At 67.7% G+C, this 18,380-nt stretch carries 18 protein-coding genes; 11 read left to right on the forward strand and 7 right to left on the reverse strand.

What is annotated here, in order from left to right; translation table 11 throughout:
• Window positions 1–26: 26 nt before the first annotated feature.
• On the forward strand, window positions 27–1,667 hold the full coding sequence (abc-f, locus tag NS6_RS19265) for a ribosomal protection-like ABC-F family protein (RefSeq protein ID WP_068043939.1): 1,641 nt from the start codon (window positions 27–29) through the stop codon (window positions 1,665–1,667).
• 63 nt (window positions 1,668–1,730) lie between these two features.
• Here abc-f and NS6_RS19270 read toward each other — a convergent pair whose 3' ends face one another.
• Entirely contained in the window at window positions 1,731–2,558 is an 828-nt protein-coding gene (locus tag NS6_RS19270; RefSeq protein WP_068043942.1) for a Vgb family protein, read from the reverse strand.
• Between the two features lie 301 nt (window positions 2,559–2,859).
• Here NS6_RS19270 and NS6_RS19275 point away from each other — a divergent pair, with 301 nt between their 5' ends.
• The gene (locus tag NS6_RS19275; protein ID WP_084471206.1) at window positions 2,860–4,326 is read left to right on the forward strand and encodes a hypothetical protein; all 1,467 of its coding nucleotides are present in this window, start codon (window positions 2,860–2,862) and stop codon (window positions 4,324–4,326) included.
• Between the two features lie 45 nt (window positions 4,327–4,371).
• Window positions 4,372–4,962: a TetR/AcrR family transcriptional regulator gene (locus NS6_RS19280; protein WP_068043680.1), complete on the forward strand. Its 591-nt coding sequence runs from the start codon at window positions 4,372–4,374 to the stop codon at window positions 4,960–4,962.
• A gap of 56 nt (window positions 4,963–5,018) precedes the next feature.
• Here the strand turns inward: NS6_RS19280 and NS6_RS19285 are convergent, their stop codons facing one another.
• The gene (locus NS6_RS19285; RefSeq protein ID WP_068043682.1) at window positions 5,019–5,498 is read right to left on the reverse strand and encodes a Dps family protein; all 480 of its coding nucleotides are present in this window, start codon (window positions 5,496–5,498) and stop codon (window positions 5,019–5,021) included.
• A 201-nt stretch (window positions 5,499–5,699) separates the two neighbouring features.
• Between NS6_RS19285 and NS6_RS19290 the strand changes: the two genes are divergently transcribed.
• Window positions 5,700–6,290: a type 1 glutamine amidotransferase domain-containing protein gene (locus NS6_RS19290; protein ID WP_068043684.1), complete on the forward strand. Its 591-nt coding sequence runs from the start codon at window positions 5,700–5,702 to the stop codon at window positions 6,288–6,290.
• Window positions 6,291–6,375: 85 nt separating this feature from the next.
• Here NS6_RS19290 and NS6_RS19295 read toward each other — a convergent pair whose 3' ends face one another.
• Together NS6_RS19295 and NS6_RS19300 are read right to left on the reverse strand one after the other, a co-directional pair.
• Complete coding sequence (locus NS6_RS19295) at window positions 6,376–7,557, reverse strand: 4-hydroxybenzoate 3-monooxygenase (RefSeq protein ID WP_068043686.1); 1,182 nt, start codon at window positions 7,555–7,557, stop codon at window positions 6,376–6,378.
• Window positions 7,554–8,786, reverse strand: coding sequence for an MFS transporter (locus NS6_RS19300; protein WP_084471207.1), 1,233 nt, complete (start codon window positions 8,784–8,786; stop codon window positions 7,554–7,556). Before NS6_RS19300 ends, NS6_RS19295 begins: the two co-directional genes overlap by 4 nt.
• Before the next feature lie 122 nt (window positions 8,787–8,908).
• Here NS6_RS19300 and NS6_RS19305 point away from each other — a divergent pair, with 122 nt between their 5' ends.
• A complete protein-coding gene (locus NS6_RS19305) occupies window positions 8,909–9,814 on the forward strand; it encodes a LysR family transcriptional regulator (RefSeq protein WP_068043687.1) in 906 nt (301 codons plus the stop codon).
• A gap of 8 nt (window positions 9,815–9,822) precedes the next feature.
• On the opposite strand, the gene NS6_RS19310 is transcribed toward NS6_RS19305, so the two are convergent.
• Complete coding sequence (locus tag NS6_RS19310; protein ID WP_068043689.1) at window positions 9,823–10,479, reverse strand: CoA transferase subunit B; 657 nt, start codon at window positions 10,477–10,479, stop codon at window positions 9,823–9,825.
• On the reverse strand, window positions 10,476–11,222 hold the full coding sequence (locus NS6_RS19315) for a CoA transferase subunit A (RefSeq protein ID WP_068043691.1): 747 nt from the start codon (window positions 11,220–11,222) through the stop codon (window positions 10,476–10,478). The genes NS6_RS19310 and NS6_RS19315 overlap by 4 nt, the downstream gene beginning before the upstream one ends.
• A gap of 150 nt (window positions 11,223–11,372) precedes the next feature.
• Here NS6_RS19315 and pcaH point away from each other — a divergent pair, with 150 nt between their 5' ends.
• The 6 genes from pcaH to NS6_RS19345 all read left to right on the forward strand — a co-directional run bounded on the left by pcaH (window position 11,373) and on the right by NS6_RS19345 (window position 17,860).
• Entirely contained in the window at window positions 11,373–12,095 is a 723-nt protein-coding gene (gene pcaH, locus NS6_RS19320) for a protocatechuate 3,4-dioxygenase subunit beta (protein WP_068043693.1), read from the forward strand.
• Complete coding sequence (gene pcaG / locus NS6_RS19325; RefSeq protein ID WP_068043695.1) at window positions 12,088–12,714, forward strand: protocatechuate 3,4-dioxygenase subunit alpha; 627 nt, start codon at window positions 12,088–12,090, stop codon at window positions 12,712–12,714. The genes pcaH and pcaG overlap by 8 nt, the downstream gene beginning before the upstream one ends.
• 8 nt (window positions 12,715–12,722) lie before the next feature.
• Window positions 12,723–14,051: a lyase family protein gene (locus NS6_RS19330; protein WP_068043697.1), complete on the forward strand. Its 1,329-nt coding sequence runs from the start codon at window positions 12,723–12,725 to the stop codon at window positions 14,049–14,051.
• Window positions 14,052–14,615: 564 nt separating this feature from the next.
• Complete coding sequence (gene pcaDC / locus NS6_RS19335) at window positions 14,616–15,851, forward strand: bifunctional 3-oxoadipate enol-lactonase/4-carboxymuconolactone decarboxylase PcaDC (protein ID WP_068043698.1); 1,236 nt, start codon at window positions 14,616–14,618, stop codon at window positions 15,849–15,851.
• A complete protein-coding gene (locus NS6_RS19340; protein WP_068043700.1) occupies window positions 15,848–16,627 on the forward strand; it encodes an IclR family transcriptional regulator in 780 nt (259 codons plus the stop codon). The genes pcaDC and NS6_RS19340 overlap by 4 nt, the downstream gene beginning before the upstream one ends.
• 21 nt (window positions 16,628–16,648) lie before the next feature.
• Window positions 16,649–17,860 carry an acetyl-CoA C-acetyltransferase gene (locus tag NS6_RS19345; protein ID WP_068043702.1) on the forward strand — a complete coding sequence of 404 codons (1,212 nt, stop codon included), beginning with the start codon at window positions 16,649–16,651 and terminating at the stop codon, window positions 17,858–17,860.
• Window positions 17,861–17,976: 116 nt separating this feature from the next.
• Here the strand turns inward: NS6_RS19345 and NS6_RS19350 are convergent, their stop codons facing one another.
• Window positions 17,977–18,312, reverse strand: coding sequence for a hypothetical protein (locus tag NS6_RS19350; protein WP_068043704.1), 336 nt, complete (start codon window positions 18,310–18,312; stop codon window positions 17,977–17,979).
• Between the last annotated feature and the right edge of the window lie 68 nt (window positions 18,313–18,380).

An 18,380-nucleotide genomic window follows, 5' to 3' on the forward strand; every position in this document is an offset into this window, starting at 1 on the left:
GCCGGACGACATACGAGGTCTCCCCCATGGCTGATGCCTTCATCGTCTGTTCGAATCTGTCGTTCTCCTGGCCGGACGACACCCCCGTGTTCACCGATCTGTCCTTCACCGTGCCCGGCGGGCGTACCGGGCTCGTGGCCCCCAACGGTGCCGGTAAGAGCACACTGCTCCGCTTGATCACGGGCGATCTGCGCCCATCCGCCGGCAGCGTCACCGTCGACGGCGTGGTCGGCTATCTCCCGCAGACCCTGCCACTGACCGGCGATATGACCGTGGCCGAACTGCTGGGTATCGCCGCGATCCTGGCAGCGCTGGAAGCGATCGAAGCGGGCGATACCGCCGAAGAGCATTTCACCGCGATCGGTTCGGAATGGGATATCGAGGAACGCACCCACGCCCAGTTGGAGCGGCTGAGGCTCGGCGAGCTCGAGTTCGACCGCCGGCTGCACACCCTCAGCGGCGGGCAGGTGGTCTCGCTGGGCCTGGCGGCACAGTTGCTCCGGCGCCCCGACGTCCTACTGCTCGACGAACCCACCAACAATCTCGATCTGGAAGCCCGACACCGGCTCTACGACCTGCTCGGCGACTGGAACGGCTGCCTGCTGCTGGTGAGCCACGACCGGGCGCTGCTGGACCGCATGGACCGGATCGCCGAACTACACGCCGGCGAAATCAACTATCACGGTGGGAATTTCACCGATTACGAAGCGGCGGTGCAGGCCGCCCGCGAGGTGGCGGAGAAGAACATCCGCAATGCCGAGCAGGAGGTGAAACGCGAGAAACGGGAGTTGCAGCAGGCGCGCGAACGCGCCGCCCGCCGCGCGAGCAACGCGGCCCGTAACCTCGGCAACGCCGGCCTGCCTAAAATCTTCGCGGGCACCATGAAACGTAACGCGCAGGAATCCGCGGGCCGCGCCGATGGTACACACTCGGCCCGAGTCGATGCCGCACGAGCCCGGCTCGACCGCGCCGAGCAGACATTGCGTGACGACCGGAAGATCGCGTTGCAGCTACCCGGCACGAATGTGCCCGCCGGGCGCACGGTGTTCCTCGGTGAGAGGATCCGCTACCAGGTGGCCGACCGGCAGATTTTCGCCGATCCCGGTGTCGACCTGGCGATCCGGGGCCCGGAACGAATCGCACTGACCGGCCCGAACGGCGCCGGAAAATCCACTCTGCTGCGCATCCTGCACGGTGACCTGGCCGCCGAATCCGGTGAGATCACCCGCGCGGACGGCCGGGTGGCGTATCTGTCACAACGACTGGATCTCCTCGACCCCGAACGCACCGTGGCCGAGAATCTGGCCGATTCCGCCCCCGAGCTCCCTGCGGCCCAGCGGATGAATCTGCTGGCCCGCTTCCTGTTCCGGGGTTCCCGGGTGCATCTTCCGGTCGGCGCCCTCTCCGGCGGTGAACGGTTGCGGGCCACCCTGGCCTGCATCCTTTTCGCCGAGCCGGCACCGCAGTTGCTGTTACTCGACGAGCCGACGAACAACCTGGATCTCGTGAGCGTGGGACAGCTGGAAAACGCACTCGACGCCTACGAAGGAGCGTTCGTGGTGGTCAGCCACGATGAACGTTTCCTCGCCGAAATAGGTGTGCAGCGGTGGCTGCGGCTGTCCGAAGGGAGGCTGTCGGAGGTTTCGGCCCCGGTGATCGAGGGCTGAACGCCGGGGTTTCACGCCGGTCGGATCGGGCCGTGCCTGCGCGCGGCGGCAAATGCCCGCCGCTCACAGTGGAATACGTTCGAGACTGCCGGATTCCATGGCGACCCACACCGCACCGTCCGGGCCGACCGCCAGCCCGTGCGGTTCGGCGCCCGGCAACTCTGTCCCGGTGATATCACCCGTCGGGGTGATACGACCGAGCCGCGAGGTCGCCCATTCGGTGAACCACAGGGCGCCGTCCGGCCCGGCGATTATTGCGTGCGGCCGGGCGGCGCGATCGGGTAGCGGGAACTCGGTGATCTCGCCGTCGAGGCCGATTCGCCCGATCTGCCCGGCGCCGATCTCCACGAACCAGAGAGCACCGTCCGGGCCCGGCGTGATACCGACCGGCATGGCCTGCTCGGTGGGCAGGGGATGGACGGTTGTTGCGCCCGTGAGATCGGTGCGGCCGATCGCGTTGCCCTGGTTGAGGGTGTACCAGAGCGCGTCATCGGAGCCGGTGGTGATCATCGACGGCATTCCGGGAGCCGGGTGGTAGGTGACGGATCCGTCGGTGGCCAATCGGCCGATACGGTCGGCCTGTAGTGCGGTGAACCACAGGGCACCGTCCGGGCCGGTGGTGAGACCGTAGGGCGATTCGACCGGGAACCAGCCGAGGGCCCCCGCCTCGGTGATCCGGCCGATCCGGTTCCCACGGGATTCGCTGAACCACATGGCTTCGTCGGGGCCGGCCACGATCACCGTCGGCTGTCCATCGGGACTGTCCAGTGAGTAGGTCCGGATTTCGCCCTCCCGGTATCGGCCGATCGCGCCGGCCTCGGCCAAGGTGAACCACAGCGCGCCGTCCGGTCCCGGACTCACCCCGTACGGCGACCCGGCAATTCGAACCATATCCACTCCCGTTCTCACGCCCGGCCTCCCACCGGTCCACACGGCAGGCGCCTACGGCATTCGTGGTTTCCGCGCCGCGCACCGACGGCAAACCCCAAGCCTGCCACACGTGGATACCCCGGCGCGGTCCGTTATTCGCCGCGATCGGGCCTGCGCGCATGTTCCCCGCCACTGCGAAACCGAGACGGAACTCCACGCGGCAGCGCCGTGCCGACGGGAACGAGCAACAGCCAAGCTACAGTTGCGTAGCTACGCCGATGTAGCTACATTGGCCTTGCTTATTCGAGAAAGAGAGCAGCTGATGACCGAAGCCCTGCACATCACCGTCGACTGGTCCACTCCGACCATCACGTCACGAACCACGCTCACCACCCACCTGTGGACCGCACCGCCCTTGCAGCGCAGTTCACCGATCCACGACAAGGCCTTCGAGGCACTGCGCGCACTCCGCGCCGACCGGGCGCGGTTTCTCCCCTGGTGGTCTTCGCCGAAACTGTCCGTCCCCGAACTAGATCCGCCCACCGACGGCCGCACCTCCTGGGATTTCCGGCGCCTCGACGAATTCACCGATGATTTCCTGGCGGCGGCCGAGGGCCGGCCCGTCGTCGCGAACTTCGCCACGATCCCCGCCTGGATGTTCGAGGATGCGGAGCCCGATGCCTACCAGGACGACCCCGCGGCAATCCACTGGGATTACGAACACGGCAAGAAGTTCCGCGATCCGGAATTCACCGAAGTCGCCGAACATTTCGAACGGATCGGCCGCTGGTACATCGACGGCGGATTCACCGACCAGTTCGGTGTGCGCCACGAATCCGGCCGCGCCGACAGGTTCGCGTACTGGGAGGTGCTGTGCGAACCCGATGTGGGACACGAACTCTCCCCCGAGGCCTACACCAGGTTCTACGATGCGGTAGTCGAGCGGTTGCGCGTCCTGGACCCGGAGATGAAATTCGTCGGGCTCTCACTGAGTCCCATCAATTTCGATCCGGAATACTTCTGGCATTTCCTGGACCCGGCCAACCACAAGGACGGCATCCCGCTCGATGCGTTCTCCTACCATTTCTACGCGACTCCGCAGATCCTCGATCCGGTCGATCTCGCCGGAAACGCTTCTTTCGAGGAATGGCCCGGTGTGTTCTTCGCACAGGCGGACGGGTTCCTCCACCAGGTGCAGTTGATCGAATCCATCAAACGCCGGCTCTCCCCGGGCACCGAAACACATATCAACGAAATCGGCACTTTCGCGCCGGATGTCGTCAACCCCGACCCCGAAGCGCCCGAAGGTTATTGGGCGCTGAGCGGGGCGCTCGTCAGCTACCTGTGGTCGCGGCTGACCGAACTCGGTATCGATCTCGTCGGGGTGGCCGAGTTCATCGACTACCCCGGGATGATCTACGGCGCCTCGCTGCTCGACTGGAACACCGGCGAACCCAATGCCCGCTACCAGGCATTGAAACTTCTGCTCGACAATTTCGGCCCCGGCGACACCCTGCACCGGGCCGGCGCACAACCGTCGCTGGAGTCACCGGAAACCCGCGTGCACAGCCAAGGTTTCGTCTCCCCGGACGGAGTGCGCAAAGTCCTGCTGGTGAACAAATACCCGGAGCCGGCACGGGTCCGGTTCGCCGATCCGGTCCGCACGATCAGCACGGTCGACACCACCACCGGCGACGGGCCGGCCGTCACCCGCCCGGTCCGGGACGGCGAGGTGGAGCTCGGTCCATTCGCCACCGCGGTGGCCACCATCGATTCCGCCGCCGACTAACCTGCACGAAAGAGATCCCGCCCGATTACCGGAAAGACAGGAAGCATGCCCGGCACCCGTGCCCGCCGCAGCGACGCCGAAGTGGTCGCGGCCGTTCGCGCCGCGGTGGTCGAAGAACTCGCCGAGGTGGGGCTGGGCAGGCTCACGATGGACGGTATCGGGCAGCGCGCCGGTATCGCGAAGACCTCGCTGTACCGGCGCTGGGATTCCCCGCAGGCCATCCTGCTGGATGCCCTACAGGCCGGTTTCCCGCAGGAACAACCTACCCCGGCGCCGACCGATGATCTGCGCAGCGACCTCATCGAGGCGCTGCGGCTCATGATCGCCTGGCTCACGACGCCCGTCGCGCGGGCCACCGGCGCGATCCTGGCCGAACGAGCCCGCTATCCGGAGCTGGCGGAGGCCGTCTACACACAGGTTTTCGAACCGAAGGGCGGCCGGTTCACCGGGACGGTGCTGCGCCACTATGCCGCGGCCGGGCGGATCGACCCGGACCGCCTCACTCCTGTCGTCCTCGATATCGGTGAGGCGCTGGTCCTGAAATACACCCTCGATTCGGGTGAACTGCCCGACGAGCAGACCCTGGCCGATATCGTCGACCAGGCCGTTCTGCCCGCGGCCGACCGGCCGCACTGATCCACCGGGTCGCGGATGGCCGGTTTCCGGCCATCCGCAAGCGCGGTGGTCCGGACTCAGGCAGTCGACAGCTGCGCCTGCCACATCCAGTGCAGCTGTTCCAGCCGGGCCGCGATCGCGATGAAGAGATCCTGCGTCACCGGGTCGGCCTTTTCTGTGGTGTCGATACGCTCGCGGAACCGGCGGATCACGGTGCTGAGGTTGTCGACGATCGCATTGATGACCGCGGTGTCCTGCTGCCAGCCGTCGGGGAATTGCAGCCCGGCCGCTTCCTTGGCCACGGTGGCCGCGCGCCCGTCAGGACTCACACCGATGGCGGTAGCCCTTTCGGCGGTCGAATCGGTGAACTCCCGGGCCGCGCTGACCAGCTCGTCGAGGGCCAGGTGCACGGAGCGGAAGTGGGTGCCGAGCACATTCCAGTGGGCCTGCTTGGCGATCAGAGACAGATCGATCAGGTCTACGACGCTCGCGCGCAGCGCGTCGCCGGTGATGCGCTGCTGTTCCGGGTCGAGTGTGCTCTTGATCGGGACGTTCATCCTCGGATGCCCTTTCTCTCGTTGCGCTCGATGCGCCGGACAAGGGGGCGACTACCCGGCCGCGCGGCCCTCAATCATCGATATCGGTATTGCCGAGACCACTGCCCGCCGGCCCGGCGGACTCCGGTACCGGCGGGCGATCCACGTTTCGCCGGCACGGGCCCGGGTAGGTCGCAACCACGCACTCGGAAAGGAGCAGGTATGGGCCGGAAGCACAATCTGACCGGACAGCGGGTCGCGGTACTCGCGGCGGACGGGGTGGAGCAGGTCGAACTCGTCGCGCCACGGTCTGCCGTGGCAGATGCCGGGGCCAGTACCGCCCTGCTGTCACTGGAGCCGGGCGAGATCCAAGCCATGAACCACGACGTGGAGAAGGGCGATACCTTCCCGGTGGACCGGGTGGTCGGCGAATGCAGCCCGGACGAATTCGACGCCCTGCTCCTTCCTGGCGGCACCACCAATCCCGACAAACTGCGCCAGGATCCGGACGCCGTCCGCTTCGTCCGCGATTTCTTCGCCACCGGTAAACCGGTCGGGGTGATCTGTCACGGACCGTGGACGCTGGTGGAGGCAGATGTGGTGCGTGGCCGCACCCTCACCTCCTACCCCAGCGTGCGCACCGATATCCGCAATGCGGGCGGGAATGTGGTGGACGCGGAAGTGGTCACCGACCACGGTCTGGTGTCCAGCCGTAACCCGGACGATCTGCCCGCTTTCTGCGCGAAGATCGTCGAAGAATTCGCCGAGGGCAAGCATCCCGTGCATCCGGAAGGCGCGACCGCGCCTCGTTGACCGGCGCCGGTTCGGATCGGTATCGCCGATCCGGCACCTCGGACAGCCGGGCGTACCGAATATGCTCTCGGGCAATACGTTCGGCTTATCGTGCCGGTTGCCATCCGGTGTATGCCTCGGCCAGGTAGGCCGCGCCGTGCCGGGAACCGGTGACCAGCGAGAGTTCGCCGCGCTGCCGCTCGATATCGAAGTCGGAGGCGCCGTCGACGGAATGCAGCATGGTGGTCATCCAGTACGAGAAGTGCTGAGCTTTCCAGACCCGGTCCAGCGCCCGCTCGGTGTAGCTGTCCAGCGCCCGGTCCCCGGCACCGGCGAGGAAATCGGTGATCGATTCGTGCAGGACTTTCACATCCGCGAGGGCCAAGTTCAATCCCTTGGCACCGGTGGGCGGCACGGTGTGGGCGGCATCGCCGGCCAGCAGCAGCCGGCCGTGCCGCATCGGGGCGGTGACGAAGGACCGGAACGGCAGCACCATCTTGCCGGTGATCGGGCCTTCCCGGATTTCGAAACCGTTCCCGTTCACCCGGCGGCGCATCTCCGCCCAGACCCGGTCGTCGTCCCATTCCTCGGGTCGTTCGCCGGGCGCGCACTGGAAATACATCCGCTGCACGGTGGGGGTGCGCTGGCTGACCAGCGCGAAACCGTGATCGGAGTGGGCGTAGATCAATTCCGGATGCGAGGGCGGCGCCTCGGCGAGGAAACCGAACCAGGCGAAGGGGTATTCGCGGAACCATTCGCGGCGGGCGCCTTCGGGGAAGGTTTTCCGGCAGACCGAACGCGACCCGTCGGCGCCGACCACCAGGTCCGCCTCGATCCGGGCCGGCCGCCCGTCCATCTCGGTGAAGGTCACCACGGGCCGCTCCCCCGAGATGTCCACCGCGGTATCGGCCACGCCGTAGCGCACATCACCCTGATCGGCTTCCCGGCGGGCGGCCAGATCGACGAATACATCGTTCTGCGGATACAGCCACACCGATTCGCCGACCAGTTCCTGGAAGTCGATGCGATGGTTGTCGCCGCCGAACCGGAACACCACGCCGTCGTGCCTGTCGCCCTCGGTGATCACCCGATCGGAGACACCGGTGTCCACCAGCGTGCGCACCGATCCCGCTTCGAGAATGCCCGCGCGGATCGTGGTGGCGATCTCTTCCCGGCCGCGGATATCGACGACCACCGAGTCGATCCCGGAGCGGTGCAACAGATGCGACAGCAGCAGCCCGGCCGGCCCCGCGCCGACTACGGCTACCTGGGTGCGGGTGGATTTCATACGGCGTACTCCTTCGACTTGCCGGAACCGGACGCCGCGGCTCGACCGGTGTGGTGGACGGCCAGGGCGGGCACCGTCGCCAGCGCGAGCAGCCCGAGCGCGGCGACCAGGGCGAAGAGGTAGAAACCCCACGGATGCGCGGAACCGGCGACGATGAGCGCTCCGGTGATACTCGGCCCGAAGATGGCGCCGAGCCGGCCCACAGCGGCCGTGAGTCCGAGCGCGGTGGCCCGCACCTCGGCCGGGTAGGCCTGGGTGACGTAGGCGTAGACGAGCACCTGAGCGGAGAACACGAAGATCCCGGTGACCAGAACCAGCGCATTGAGCAGCACGGTGCTGGACACCTTGATGCTGAGTACCGCGAGCAGGACGGCGGCGGCGCCGAACCAGACCAGGATCGTCGGTTTGGTCCCGCGACGGTCGGCGAGCACACCGGCCACGACGAGCCCGATGATCGCACCGATATTCAGCACCAGCAGCAGTGTCAGCGAGGTGGACATGTTGTATCCGGCGTCGCGCATGAGCTTCGGCAGCCACGTGTTCAGGCCGTAGACCAGCAGCAACCCCATGAACGAGCCGACCCAGACGCCGAGCGTGATGCGCAGGTATTTCGGTTGCAGCACAACGGTGGGCGCGACCCGTTCGGTCTTGCCCTGCGCGGCCAGGTACGCATCGGATTCGGGCAGCTTGAACCACATCAACGGCAACAGCAACAGCCCGGCCGCACCGCCGGCGTAGAACAGGATCTCCCAGCTGGGGATGAGCCAGAGCGCGGCCACCGAGGCCAGCACCGCACCGAAGTGGTAGCCGGTCATGGTGAAAGTGCTGGCGAATGCCCGGCGGGAGGCGGGCATATGTTCGGCCATGAAGGTGAGCGCGGTGGGCATACACGCGCCGAGCCCGAGCCCGGCCAGCAGCCGGAAGGCGCCGAACACCCCGATCGACCCTGCCCACGGCACGGCGATCGTGAATACCGAGAACAGCAGGATCGAGCCCAGCAGCACACTGCGGCGGCCGTAGCGGTCGGCCAGCGGCCCGACCCCGGCGGCACCGATGGCCACGCCGACCAGGGAGAGGGTCGCGGCGAAGGTGGCGCTCGCGGCGGTGAAGCCGATGTGGTTCTCGTCGATGAGGGTCGGGATGACCGCGCCGAGGACGACCAGGTCGTACCCGTCGAGCAGCACGGTGAGCCAGCAGAGCGCGGCCGGCCACGACAGTAATTTGTTCATGAGTGGGAATTCATTTCTGATCTTCGGGTCAGCGTCGACCCGGGCTGTGATGGCACTCACGCTAGGCTGGCATTCTCCAGAAATCCAATAGATGTTTTTCTATTCGCGAATAGAGGAGATCTATGTCCGATTTCGACCTGAACCTGGTGCGCACCTTCGTCCTGCTGTACGAGACCCGCAGCGTGACCGCCGCCGCCGATCTACTCGGCGTCACCCAGCCCACCGTCAGTTACGGTCTCGGCAAACTTCGCCGACGCCTCGACGACGAACTCTTCGTCCGCGGTCCCGGCGGCCTGGCCCCCACCTCGGAGGCCGAGCGACTGTACCCGCCGCTGCGCCGGGCGCTCGCCGATGTCACCGAAACACTGGGCACCACCGCGGAATTCGATCCCGGCCGGCCCACCCGATTCACCCTCGGACTCTCCGACCTGGGCGAGGTGACAGTACTGCCGCTCGTCCTGGCCGAACTCGCGGCACAGGCCCCGCAGGCCCGGCTGCGGGTGGCGGCGTTCGACCTGGAAACGGCCACCGACCGGCTGACCCGCGGTGAAATGGATGCGATCGTGGCCAGCCCGGTCCTGGATTCACCGCGGCTGCGCCGGACCGTGCTGTTCACCGAGGGCTACGCCGGGATGGTCGCCGCCGACCATCCCCGGCTGGAATCCGCGACCCCCACCCAGGCCGCACTCGAACAGGAACGCCACGTCGTGGTCGACGGCGCGACCGGGCATACCGGCCCGCGCAAAGCACTGGTCGAGCATCGGCTGGAGAACCGGATCGCGGTGCGGGTCACCCGGTTCGCGACCCTCCCCTACGTAGTGCAGGACAGCGAACTGGTCGCGATCGTGCCCGAACGGGTCGCCCGGACGCTGGCCCGCACACACCCGGTGCGAATCTTCGCCCTGCCGTGGCCGATCGAACCGGTCGAGGTGGCCGCCTACACACGTCACGCGCCGGGCCGCGGCGGGCCACAACAGTGGTTTCTGGAGGTCATCCGGACGGCGATGACGCGTATGCCGGCACTGTGAGCGCGCCCTCAGCCCACTCGCGCCGACAGTTGCGCGGCGACCTCGATATCCGCACCGGTGGCCGCCCGCACCTCGGCAACGGTGACGCCCGGCGCGGTTTCCACCAGTACCAGCCCGTTCTCGGTCACGTCGAGGACGGCGATATCGGTAATGATCCGGTTCACGCAACCCAGCCCCGTGAGCGGCAGCGCGCATTCTTCGACGATCTTCGGCTCACCCGAACGTGAGACGTGTTCCATCATCACGATCACCCGGCGCGCACCGTGCACCAGATCCATCGCCCCGCCCATCCCCTTGACCATCTTGCCGGGAATCATCCAGTTGGCGAGGTCACCGCGGGCGCTGACCTGCATCGCGCCGAGAACGGCCACATCGACCTGTCCGCCGCGGATCATGCCGAACGACGCCGCCGAATCGAAGAAGGAGGCACCGGGCAGCACGGTGATGGTTTCCTTGCCCGCATTGATCAGTTCGGGATCGAGTTCGTCCTCGGTCGGGTACGGCCCGACACCGAGGACACCGTTCTCCGAATGCAGGACGACGGTGATGTCGTCGGGCAGATAGTTGGGCACCAGGGTCGGCATGCCGATACCGAGGTTGACGTATTGGCCGTCGGCGAGTTCCGCGGCGACGCGGGCCGCCATCTGTTCGCGGGTCAGTTTCATGCGCGCACCGTCCTGTTCTCGATTCCTACGTCGACCTTGCCGACCTGGACGACCCGCTGGACCTGGATGCCGGGGGTGTGCACCTGGTCGGGGTCGAGTTCGCCGGGTTCCACCAGATGTTCGACCTGGGCGATGGTGATCCGGCCCGCCGCGGCGGCGGGCGGATTGAAGTTGCGGGCGCTGGCGCGATAGACGAGGTTGCCGTACCGGTCGCCTTTCCAGGCGTGAACCAGGGCGTAATCGGTGACGATCCCGCGTTCCAGCACATAGGTGACCCCGTCGAATTCGCGGGTTTCCTTCGGTGGACTGGCCACCGCGACCCCGCCCGCCCCGTCGTAGCGCAGCGGCAGCCCGCCCTCGGCGACCTGGGTGCCCACACCTGCCGGGGTGAAGAACGCCGGGATTCCGGCGCCACCGGCGCGCATCCGTTCGGCGAGGGTGCCCTGCGGGGTCAGCTCCACTTCCAGCTCACCGGATAGGTACTGGCGTGCGAACTCCTCGTTGGCACCGACGTAGGAGCTGATCGTGCGGCGGATCCGGTGGGCGGCCAGCAGTACACCGAGGCCGAACCCGTTGGTTCCGCAGTTGTTGCTGACGACCTCCAGGTCCGTGGCGCCTTGTTCGAGCAGCGCGTTGATCAGCGCTTCGGGGATGCCGACCAGCCCGAATCCGCCGACGGCCAGTGATGAACCGTCGGGGATATCGGCGACCGCTTCGGCGGCTGAGGCAAAGACTTTGTCCATCACGCGCTCCACAGTAACCGCATCTGTACGTATTGTGAACTCATGTGCGTATAGTGAACGCATTGAACAGTGATTGCCTCGGCCGACGCCGCGTCCTATGCTGTTCGCAATCCGTAGCAGTGTCCACATCCCGAACGCGAGGTCGCGCGCATGCTCCAACTGCCACCGCGGTACCGCGGTATCGACAAGAACGAGGAAGCTCCGCTCGACTTCGCCGAATACCGCTCCACCACCCTCCGCCACCCGAAACAACCGCTGATCCTGCTCCCGCAACGACTCGGCGAGCTCACCGGCCCGGTGCTCGGCGAAGGCCGGGTCACCGAGGCCGACGCCGATCTCACCCTGGCCCGCGGCGGGGAAGCACAGGGGCAGCGGATCATCGTCCACGGCCGCGTCCTCGACAGCGACCACAAACCCGTACCCGACACGCTCGTCGAGGTCTGGCAAGCCAATGCCGGCGGCCGCTACCGCCACCAGGGCGATCAGTGGCCCGCACCGCTGGACCCGCATTTCGACGGTGTCGGCCGAGTCCTCACCGACAGCGACGGCCACTACTCGTTCACCACGATCAAGCCCGGCGCCTACCCCTGGGGCAATCACCACAATGCCTGGCGGCCCGCGCATATCCATTTCTCGCTGTTCGGGCGTGCCTTCCCCCAGCGCCTGGTCACCCAGATGTACTTTCCGGACGACCCGATGTTCTTCCAGGACCCGATCTACAATTCGGTTCCCGACGGCGCCCGCCAGCGCATGGTCAGCGTGTTCGACTACAACGCCACCAAAGACAATTGGGCCCTGGGCTTCCGGTTCGACATCGTATTGCGCGGTCGCGACGCGACCCCCTTCGAAGAGGAGGACGATCACGATGAGTGATACCGAATTCGCGCCCCGCTACCCCGTGATCCCCGGTGATTTCACCACGGTCGAATTCGGCCCGACCCCGTCGCAGACCGTGGGCCCCTACCTCCATATCGGACTTCCCTGGCCCGATGGATCCGATGTGGTCGCACCGGGAACCGAGGGAGCGATAACCGTCACGGTGACAGTTATCGACGGGGGCCGCAACACCGTCCCCGACGGCCTGATCGAAATCTGGCAGGCCAACCGCGACGGCGTATTCGAGCATCCGGACGATCCGCGCCCGCAGACCGATCCGGCATTCCGTGGCTTCGGGCGGTGCCCGCTCGACGCCACCGGAACCGCTCGGTTCACCACCGTCAAACCCGGTGCGATCACCGTCGGCGACGGGTCCGATCAGGCACCGCACCTGAATGTCTCGGTCTTCGCCCGCGGCATGCTCGACCGATCGATCACCCGCCTCTACTTCCCCGACGAGCAGGCCGCCAACGCTACCGATCCGGTATTATCCGCGCTTCCGGAGAACCAGCGGCACAAGCTGATTGCCGCCACCACCGAGGAGGGCTATCACCTCGATATCGTGCTGCAGGACGCCGACCCGGACGGCGCCGAGACGCCGTTCTTCTACCTGTAGGAGTACGCGTGCCGCGTGGAGAGCTGTTCGACCCGCTGTTCGGTGCCGCCGAGCTCGGCGCGGCACTATCGGACCGCGCCTGGATCGCCGCCCTGATCGAGGTGGAATGTGCACTCGCCCGCGCCCAGGCGGTGATCGGCGTGCTCGATGAGGGGCACGCCGCAACCATCGCCGCAGCCGGGCCGGAGCTGGCCGCCACACTCGATCCGGCGGAACTCGGCGCGGCCGCGGTGGCCGGCGGTAACCCGGTGATCCCGCTGGTACGCAGATTGCGGGAAGTCTGCGCACCGGCCGGGGTTCCCGGATCCGCCGTCCACAAAGGCGCAACGAGCCAGGACATTCTCGACAACGCACTGATATTGCTGACCCAGCGCGCCGGGACACTGATCGTCGACGACCTCCGCTTTGCCGCCGACGCCGCCGCCGGGCTGGCCCGCGACCACCGCGACACCCCCATGGCCGCCCGCACCCTCGGCCAGCAGGCCCTGCCCACCACTTTCGGTGCGCTGGCAGCCGGTTGGTGCAAAGCCCTGGACCGGGCCGCCGGAGCGGTCACCGCCGCACTCGCCGATCTGCCGGTCCAGTTCGGCGGGGCCGCAGGCACACTCGCCGCCCTGTACCCGAACGGCCTGGCCGTCGCCGATGTCCTGGCCGCGGAACTCGGGCTGGCGGCGCAGGGTATTCCGTGGCATACCGACCGCACCCCGATCGCCGAACTCGCCACCGCACTCGGTGTGGCCGCGGGCGCGGTCGCCAAGATCGCCACGGATATCGTGGCGCTGTCCGCCACCGAGATCGGTGAGGTCAGCGAGGACTCCCCCGGCGGGTCCTCCGCGATGCCACACAAACGCAACCCGGTCGCCGCCATCACCGCCCGCGCAGCCGCCCGCCGCGTCCCCGGCCTGGTCGCGGACGCACTCGGCGCGATGGACCACGAACTTCAGCGCGCCGCCGGCGCCTGGCATGCCGAATGGGAAACCGTCACCGATCTGCTCCGGCTGACCGGTGGTGGCGCTCACCGGCTGGCGCAGAGCCTGACCGGTCTGCACGTCCACCCGGAGGCCATGGCCCGTAATCTCGCGGTCACCGGCGGCCTGCTGCTCGCCGAGCGGGTCACCGCGGCGCTCTCCGAGCACACCGATCGCGCCCGCGATATCGTCACCGCGGCAGCGACCGCGAACCCGCCCGCCCTGGATTCCGACCCCACGATCATCGAATACCTTGGGGCGCAACGGGTTCGTGAACTTCTGGATCCTTCCGGCTACCTGGGACACGCGGCCGATCTGGTGACACGGGTGCTCACCGAACGCGACGGCACCCGTGCGGAACCCCGGTGACACCGGTGCGCACCGAACGCAACGCCCGTCGGCGAAACCCGCGCCGCCCCTGGACCCGCGGCACAGTGGGGCGGCCGCTACAGAAGGCGACGGTCCGCACACGGAACCCGGCGAGCTATCCGGACCAGTTCGTACCTGCAGCATCGAGTGCCTGCACCGATACCGAACGGGGGCCGGGCCGGGCTGCGAACCGCAGGGTCGACCCCACACGACCGATCGGACGAACCAGCGCACCCGCTGCCCCGCTCCGCGCTCCGGAAGCCGGGCCGGCCGCCTATTGCGCGAACATCGCACGACCGCATACCCAGATTCTCACCCTGGCGAGATCACCGTCACCGGCGAACGGCAGACAGGACTCCAGCCTCCTGCTCCACGTGCTCTGCATCCCCGGTTGCCACCGGTGTGCCGGCAGTTGTGCCGGAACAACTTCGGTGCCACACCCACGAGGCCCGGCCCCCGGCCTACAGCCGGGCCCCGCGCCTTGCGCGGCGGCGGAAAATCCCGCGAAGCGGCCGAGAACACTTGATGCAAAACACTTTTCGCAACCCGAACGGAGCAACTGAAATGGGCGCACACGCAGCGGATTCGATCTCGGCCGTCGAGCTCTCCTACCGAGCCACCGGACCCGAGACCGCGGCGTCGACCGTCGTATTCCTCGGCTCGCTCGGCTCGAATCGGTCGATGTGGGATCCACAGGTGGCCGCACTCTCCGCCGACCACGAGGTTCTCGCCGTCGACCTCCGTGGCCACGGCGAATCCCCTACCGGTGCAGGCGATTACACCATCGCAGACCTGTCTGCCGACGTCCTCGCGCTGCTGGACGGCCGGGGCCGCGACCGTGTCCACCTGGTCGGGCTTTCCCTGGGCGGCGCGGTCGCCCAATGGATCGCGGCCCATCATCCGGCCCGGGTCCGGACACTCACGCTGCTGTGCACCGCCGCGAAATTCGGCACCCCGCAGAGCTGGCTCGACCGGGCCGCCGCGGTACGTGCCGACGGCACAGCGTCCATTGCCGAAGCCGTGGTCGGCCGGTGGTTCACCGCCGGACTCGCCGACCGCGACCCCGAACTGATCGCTCACAGCCGCAGCATGGTCGAGACGACCGCCGACGAGGGGTACGCCGCCTGCTGCGTCGCGCTGGCCCATTTCGACAGCCGCGCCGACCTCGCCCGGATCACCGCCCCCACCCTGGTGATCGCCGGCGCCCAGGACCCGGCCACCACACCCGGCGATATGCGTATCCTCGCCGACGGCATCGCGAACTCCACCCTGCACATCCTGGAACCGGCCGCCCATCTGGCCAGTGTCGAACAGGCCGGACCGGTGACCTCGCTCATCACTGCGCACATCGGCGGCCACCACGAACGCAATCACGCCTTCGACCAGGGGATGGGGGTGCGCCGGGCGGTATTGGGCGACGCCCACGTCGACCGTGCCGTCGCCGGCACCACCGAATTCACCGCCCCCTTCCAGGATTTCATCACCCGCACCGCCTGGGGCGATATCTGGAGCCGTCCCGGCCTGGACCACCACACCCGGCGCCTGCTGACCCTCGCGATCCTCACCGCCATCGGCAACACCCACGAACTGGATATGCACATCCGCGCGGCGCTGCGGGCCGGGCTCGATCCGGACGAACTCGCCGAGGTCTTCCTGCACACCGCCGTCTACGCGGGCGTGCCGAACAGTAACCTCGCCTTCGGACTCGGTAAGGCGGCGCTCGCCGAGGGCCTGCTCACCGAGGGCACCGGGCCCGAGCCGGCCGGGTCCGCGAGCGCAGAGGAAACACCACGATCATGACCGAACCCTCCCCGGATTACGTGCAGTCGCTGGGCCGCGGCCTGGCCGTGATCCGTTCCTTCGATGCCGGCCATCCGCGGCGCACCCTCAGCGAGGTCGCCAGGGCCACCGACCTCACCCGCGCGACCGCCCGCCGTTTCCTGCTGACCCTGGTGGAACTCGGCTATGTGCGCACCGACGGCTCCCAGTTCTGGCTCACCCCGCGCGTGCTGGAACTCGGCTACAGCTACTTGTCCAGCCTGAGCCTGCCCGAGGTCGCGGGCCCGCATCTGGAATCACTGGCGAATCAGGTGCACGAATCGACCTCGGTATCCATCCTCGACGGCGAAGACATCGTCTACGTCGCCCGCGTACCCGTCAGCCGGATCATGACCGTATCGATCACCATCGGCACCCGCTTCCCGGCCTTCAGCACCTCGATGGGCCGGGTCCTGCTGGCAGGCATGCCGGAGCAGGCGTTCGAGGAATACCTGGCGAAGGTCACCTTCACCCCGCTCACCGACCGCACCGTTCTCAGTGCCGACCAACTCCGCGAGCAAGTAGGTAAGACCCGGGAGGCCGGTTACTGCCTGGTCGACCAGGAACTCGAACAGGGCCTGCGGTCGATGGCCGCCCCGATCCGCGACCACACCGGTGCGGTCTGCGCCGCCGTGAACATCTCCACCCACGCAGCCCGCTACACCGCCGACAGCGTGCGCACCGACCTGTTGCCGCCGCTGCTGTCCACCGCCTCGGCCATCAGCGCCGACCTCGCCCGCGTCCAGAACCACGCCTGAAAACTCCCGCGAAGGAATCCCATGATCGACGCTGTCATCTGCGAACCGCTGCGCACCCCGGTCGGCCGATTCGGTGGAGTGTTCAAAGATCTCGCGCCGGAAACTCTGGCCGCGACCTTGATCACCGAATTGCTCGACCGCACCGGCCTGCCCGCCGACCAGATCGACGATGTCATCCTGGGCCAGGCCTCCCCCAACGGTGACGCGCCGGCGCTCGGCCGAGTCGCTGCCCTCGACGCCGGTCTCGGCGTGGACGTCCCCGGCTTGCAGGTGGACCGCCGCTGCGGCTCCGGACTACAGGCCGTGCTCCAGGCATGTATGCAGGTGACCACCGGTGGTAGCGATCTGATCCTGGCCGGTGGCGCCGAATCCATGAGCCGGGCCGAGTTCTACGCCACCGGTATGCGCTGGGGGGTGAAGGGCGAGAGTATCTCCCTCGACGACCGGCTGGCCCGCGCCCGCGTCACCGCCGGCGGTAAGAATTTCCCGGTCCCCGGCGGCATGATCGAAACCGCCGAGAACCTGCGCGCCGAATTCGCGATCAGCCGCGCCGATCAGGACGCTCTCGCAGTGCAGTCGCATCAGCGCGCGGTCGCCGCCCAGCAGTCCGGCCGCTTCGCCGCGGAGATCGTCGGAGTCCCTGTTCCACAACGGAAATCGGATCCGATGCTCGTCGCCGCCGACGAACATCCCCGCGCCGATACCACCGTCGAAGCCCTCGCGAAGCTCCGCCCGATCCGCGGCAAGGCCGATCCGGACGCCACCGTCACTGCCGGAAACGCCAGCGGACAGAACGACGGCGCCGCCCTCTGCATCGTCACCACTCCGGAGAAAGCCCGCGCACTCGGCCTGCGCCCATTGGCCCGCCTCGCCTCCTGGGCGGTCGCCGGGGTCGCGCCCCGCACCATGGGCATCGGCCCGGTCCCCGCCACCGAAAAAGCCCTCGCCCGACTGGGTTTGACGCTCGACGATATGTCGGTCATCGAACTCAACGAAGCCTTCGCCGCCCAGGCCCTCGCCGTCCTGCGCACCTGGAAGGTCGAACCCGACGACGAACGCCTCAACCCGAACGGTTCCGGTATCTCGCTCGGCCACCCGGTCGGCGCCACCGGTGCCCGTATCCTCGCCACCCTGCTCCGCGAACTCGACCGCCGCGAGGGCCGCTACGGCCTGGAAACCATGTGCATCGGCGGCGGTCAGGGGTTGGCGGCGGTTTTCGAACGCCTGACCTGACCCGCACGCACGGTCACCGCAGCCACGGCCCGGTGATCGCGGCACCGGTCTCATCGCCTCGGCAAGTACCCGCTCACCCGTGTTTTCGACGTGGTGAGCGGGTATTTCCAGCTTTGTCAGGGAAGTACCTGCGGCACCACGCCCGGGTTCACGACGCCGACCAGCGCACCGATGAGGCCGCCGAGAATCGGGCCGCCCGACCCGGTGGCCGAACCGACCGCCGAGCCGATTCCGGCGCCCAGCGCCGCACCGTTCAGCACGGGATCGGGGTACTGTGCGCCCGGGTCGGTGGTGTCCTGCGGGGCCTCCAGCGGAATGCCGGCAATGGGGACGGCGGCTTGCGGGTGCGCCGCCGGATCGGCGGCGGCCGACGCACTACCCGCAACAGCAGCACTGGCGATGAGTGGCAGCGCGGAAGCGACGACGGCCTTGACGAAATAATTCGAGAGCATTGCTCGCCTTTCGAACGAGTTGAGAAACAGCCGCAGACTAACCCCGGTAACCGGAGTCCCCATGCTTG

The sequence above is a fragment of the Nocardia speluncae NBRC 108251 genome (genome assembly GCF_001613245.1).
GTDB classification, from domain to species: Bacteria; Actinomycetota; Actinomycetes; order Mycobacteriales; family Mycobacteriaceae; genus Nocardia; species Nocardia speluncae.

Excerpts from the sequence above, each read along its gene's own strand:
- abc-f (WP_068043939.1), top strand. The coding sequence starts at position 27 with ATGGCTGATGCCTTCATCGTCTGTTCGAATCTGTCGTTCTCCTGGCCG.
- NS6_RS19270 (WP_068043942.1), bottom strand. The coding sequence starts at position 2,558 with ATGGTTCGAATTGCCGGGTCGCCGTACGGGGTGAGTCCGGGACCGGAC.
- NS6_RS19275 (WP_084471206.1), top strand. The coding sequence starts at position 2,860 with ATGACCGAAGCCCTGCACATCACCGTCGACTGGTCCACTCCGACCATC.
- NS6_RS19280 (WP_068043680.1), top strand. The coding sequence starts at position 4,372 with ATGCCCGGCACCCGTGCCCGCCGCAGCGACGCCGAAGTGGTCGCGGCC.
- NS6_RS19285 (WP_068043682.1), bottom strand. The coding sequence starts at position 5,498 with ATGAACGTCCCGATCAAGAGCACACTCGACCCGGAACAGCAGCGCATC.
- NS6_RS19290 (WP_068043684.1), top strand. The coding sequence starts at position 5,700 with ATGGGCCGGAAGCACAATCTGACCGGACAGCGGGTCGCGGTACTCGCG.
- NS6_RS19295 (WP_068043686.1), bottom strand. The coding sequence starts at position 7,557 with ATGAAATCCACCCGCACCCAGGTAGCCGTAGTCGGCGCGGGGCCGGCC.
- NS6_RS19300 (WP_084471207.1), bottom strand. The coding sequence starts at position 8,786 with ATGAACAAATTACTGTCGTGGCCGGCCGCGCTCTGCTGGCTCACCGTG.
- NS6_RS19305 (WP_068043687.1), top strand. The coding sequence starts at position 8,909 with ATGTCCGATTTCGACCTGAACCTGGTGCGCACCTTCGTCCTGCTGTAC.
- NS6_RS19310 (WP_068043689.1), bottom strand. The coding sequence starts at position 10,479 with ATGAAACTGACCCGCGAACAGATGGCGGCCCGCGTCGCCGCGGAACTC.
- NS6_RS19315 (WP_068043691.1), bottom strand. The coding sequence starts at position 11,222 with ATGGACAAAGTCTTTGCCTCAGCCGCCGAAGCGGTCGCCGATATCCCC.
- pcaH (WP_068043693.1), top strand. The coding sequence starts at position 11,373 with ATGCTCCAACTGCCACCGCGGTACCGCGGTATCGACAAGAACGAGGAA.
- pcaG (WP_068043695.1), top strand. The coding sequence starts at position 12,088 with ATGAGTGATACCGAATTCGCGCCCCGCTACCCCGTGATCCCCGGTGAT.
- pcaDC (WP_068043698.1), top strand. The coding sequence starts at position 14,616 with ATGGGCGCACACGCAGCGGATTCGATCTCGGCCGTCGAGCTCTCCTAC.
- NS6_RS19340 (WP_068043700.1), top strand. The coding sequence starts at position 15,848 with ATGACCGAACCCTCCCCGGATTACGTGCAGTCGCTGGGCCGCGGCCTG.
- NS6_RS19345 (WP_068043702.1), top strand. The coding sequence starts at position 16,649 with ATGATCGACGCTGTCATCTGCGAACCGCTGCGCACCCCGGTCGGCCGA.
- NS6_RS19350 (WP_068043704.1), bottom strand. The coding sequence starts at position 18,312 with ATGCTCTCGAATTATTTCGTCAAGGCCGTCGTCGCTTCCGCGCTGCCA.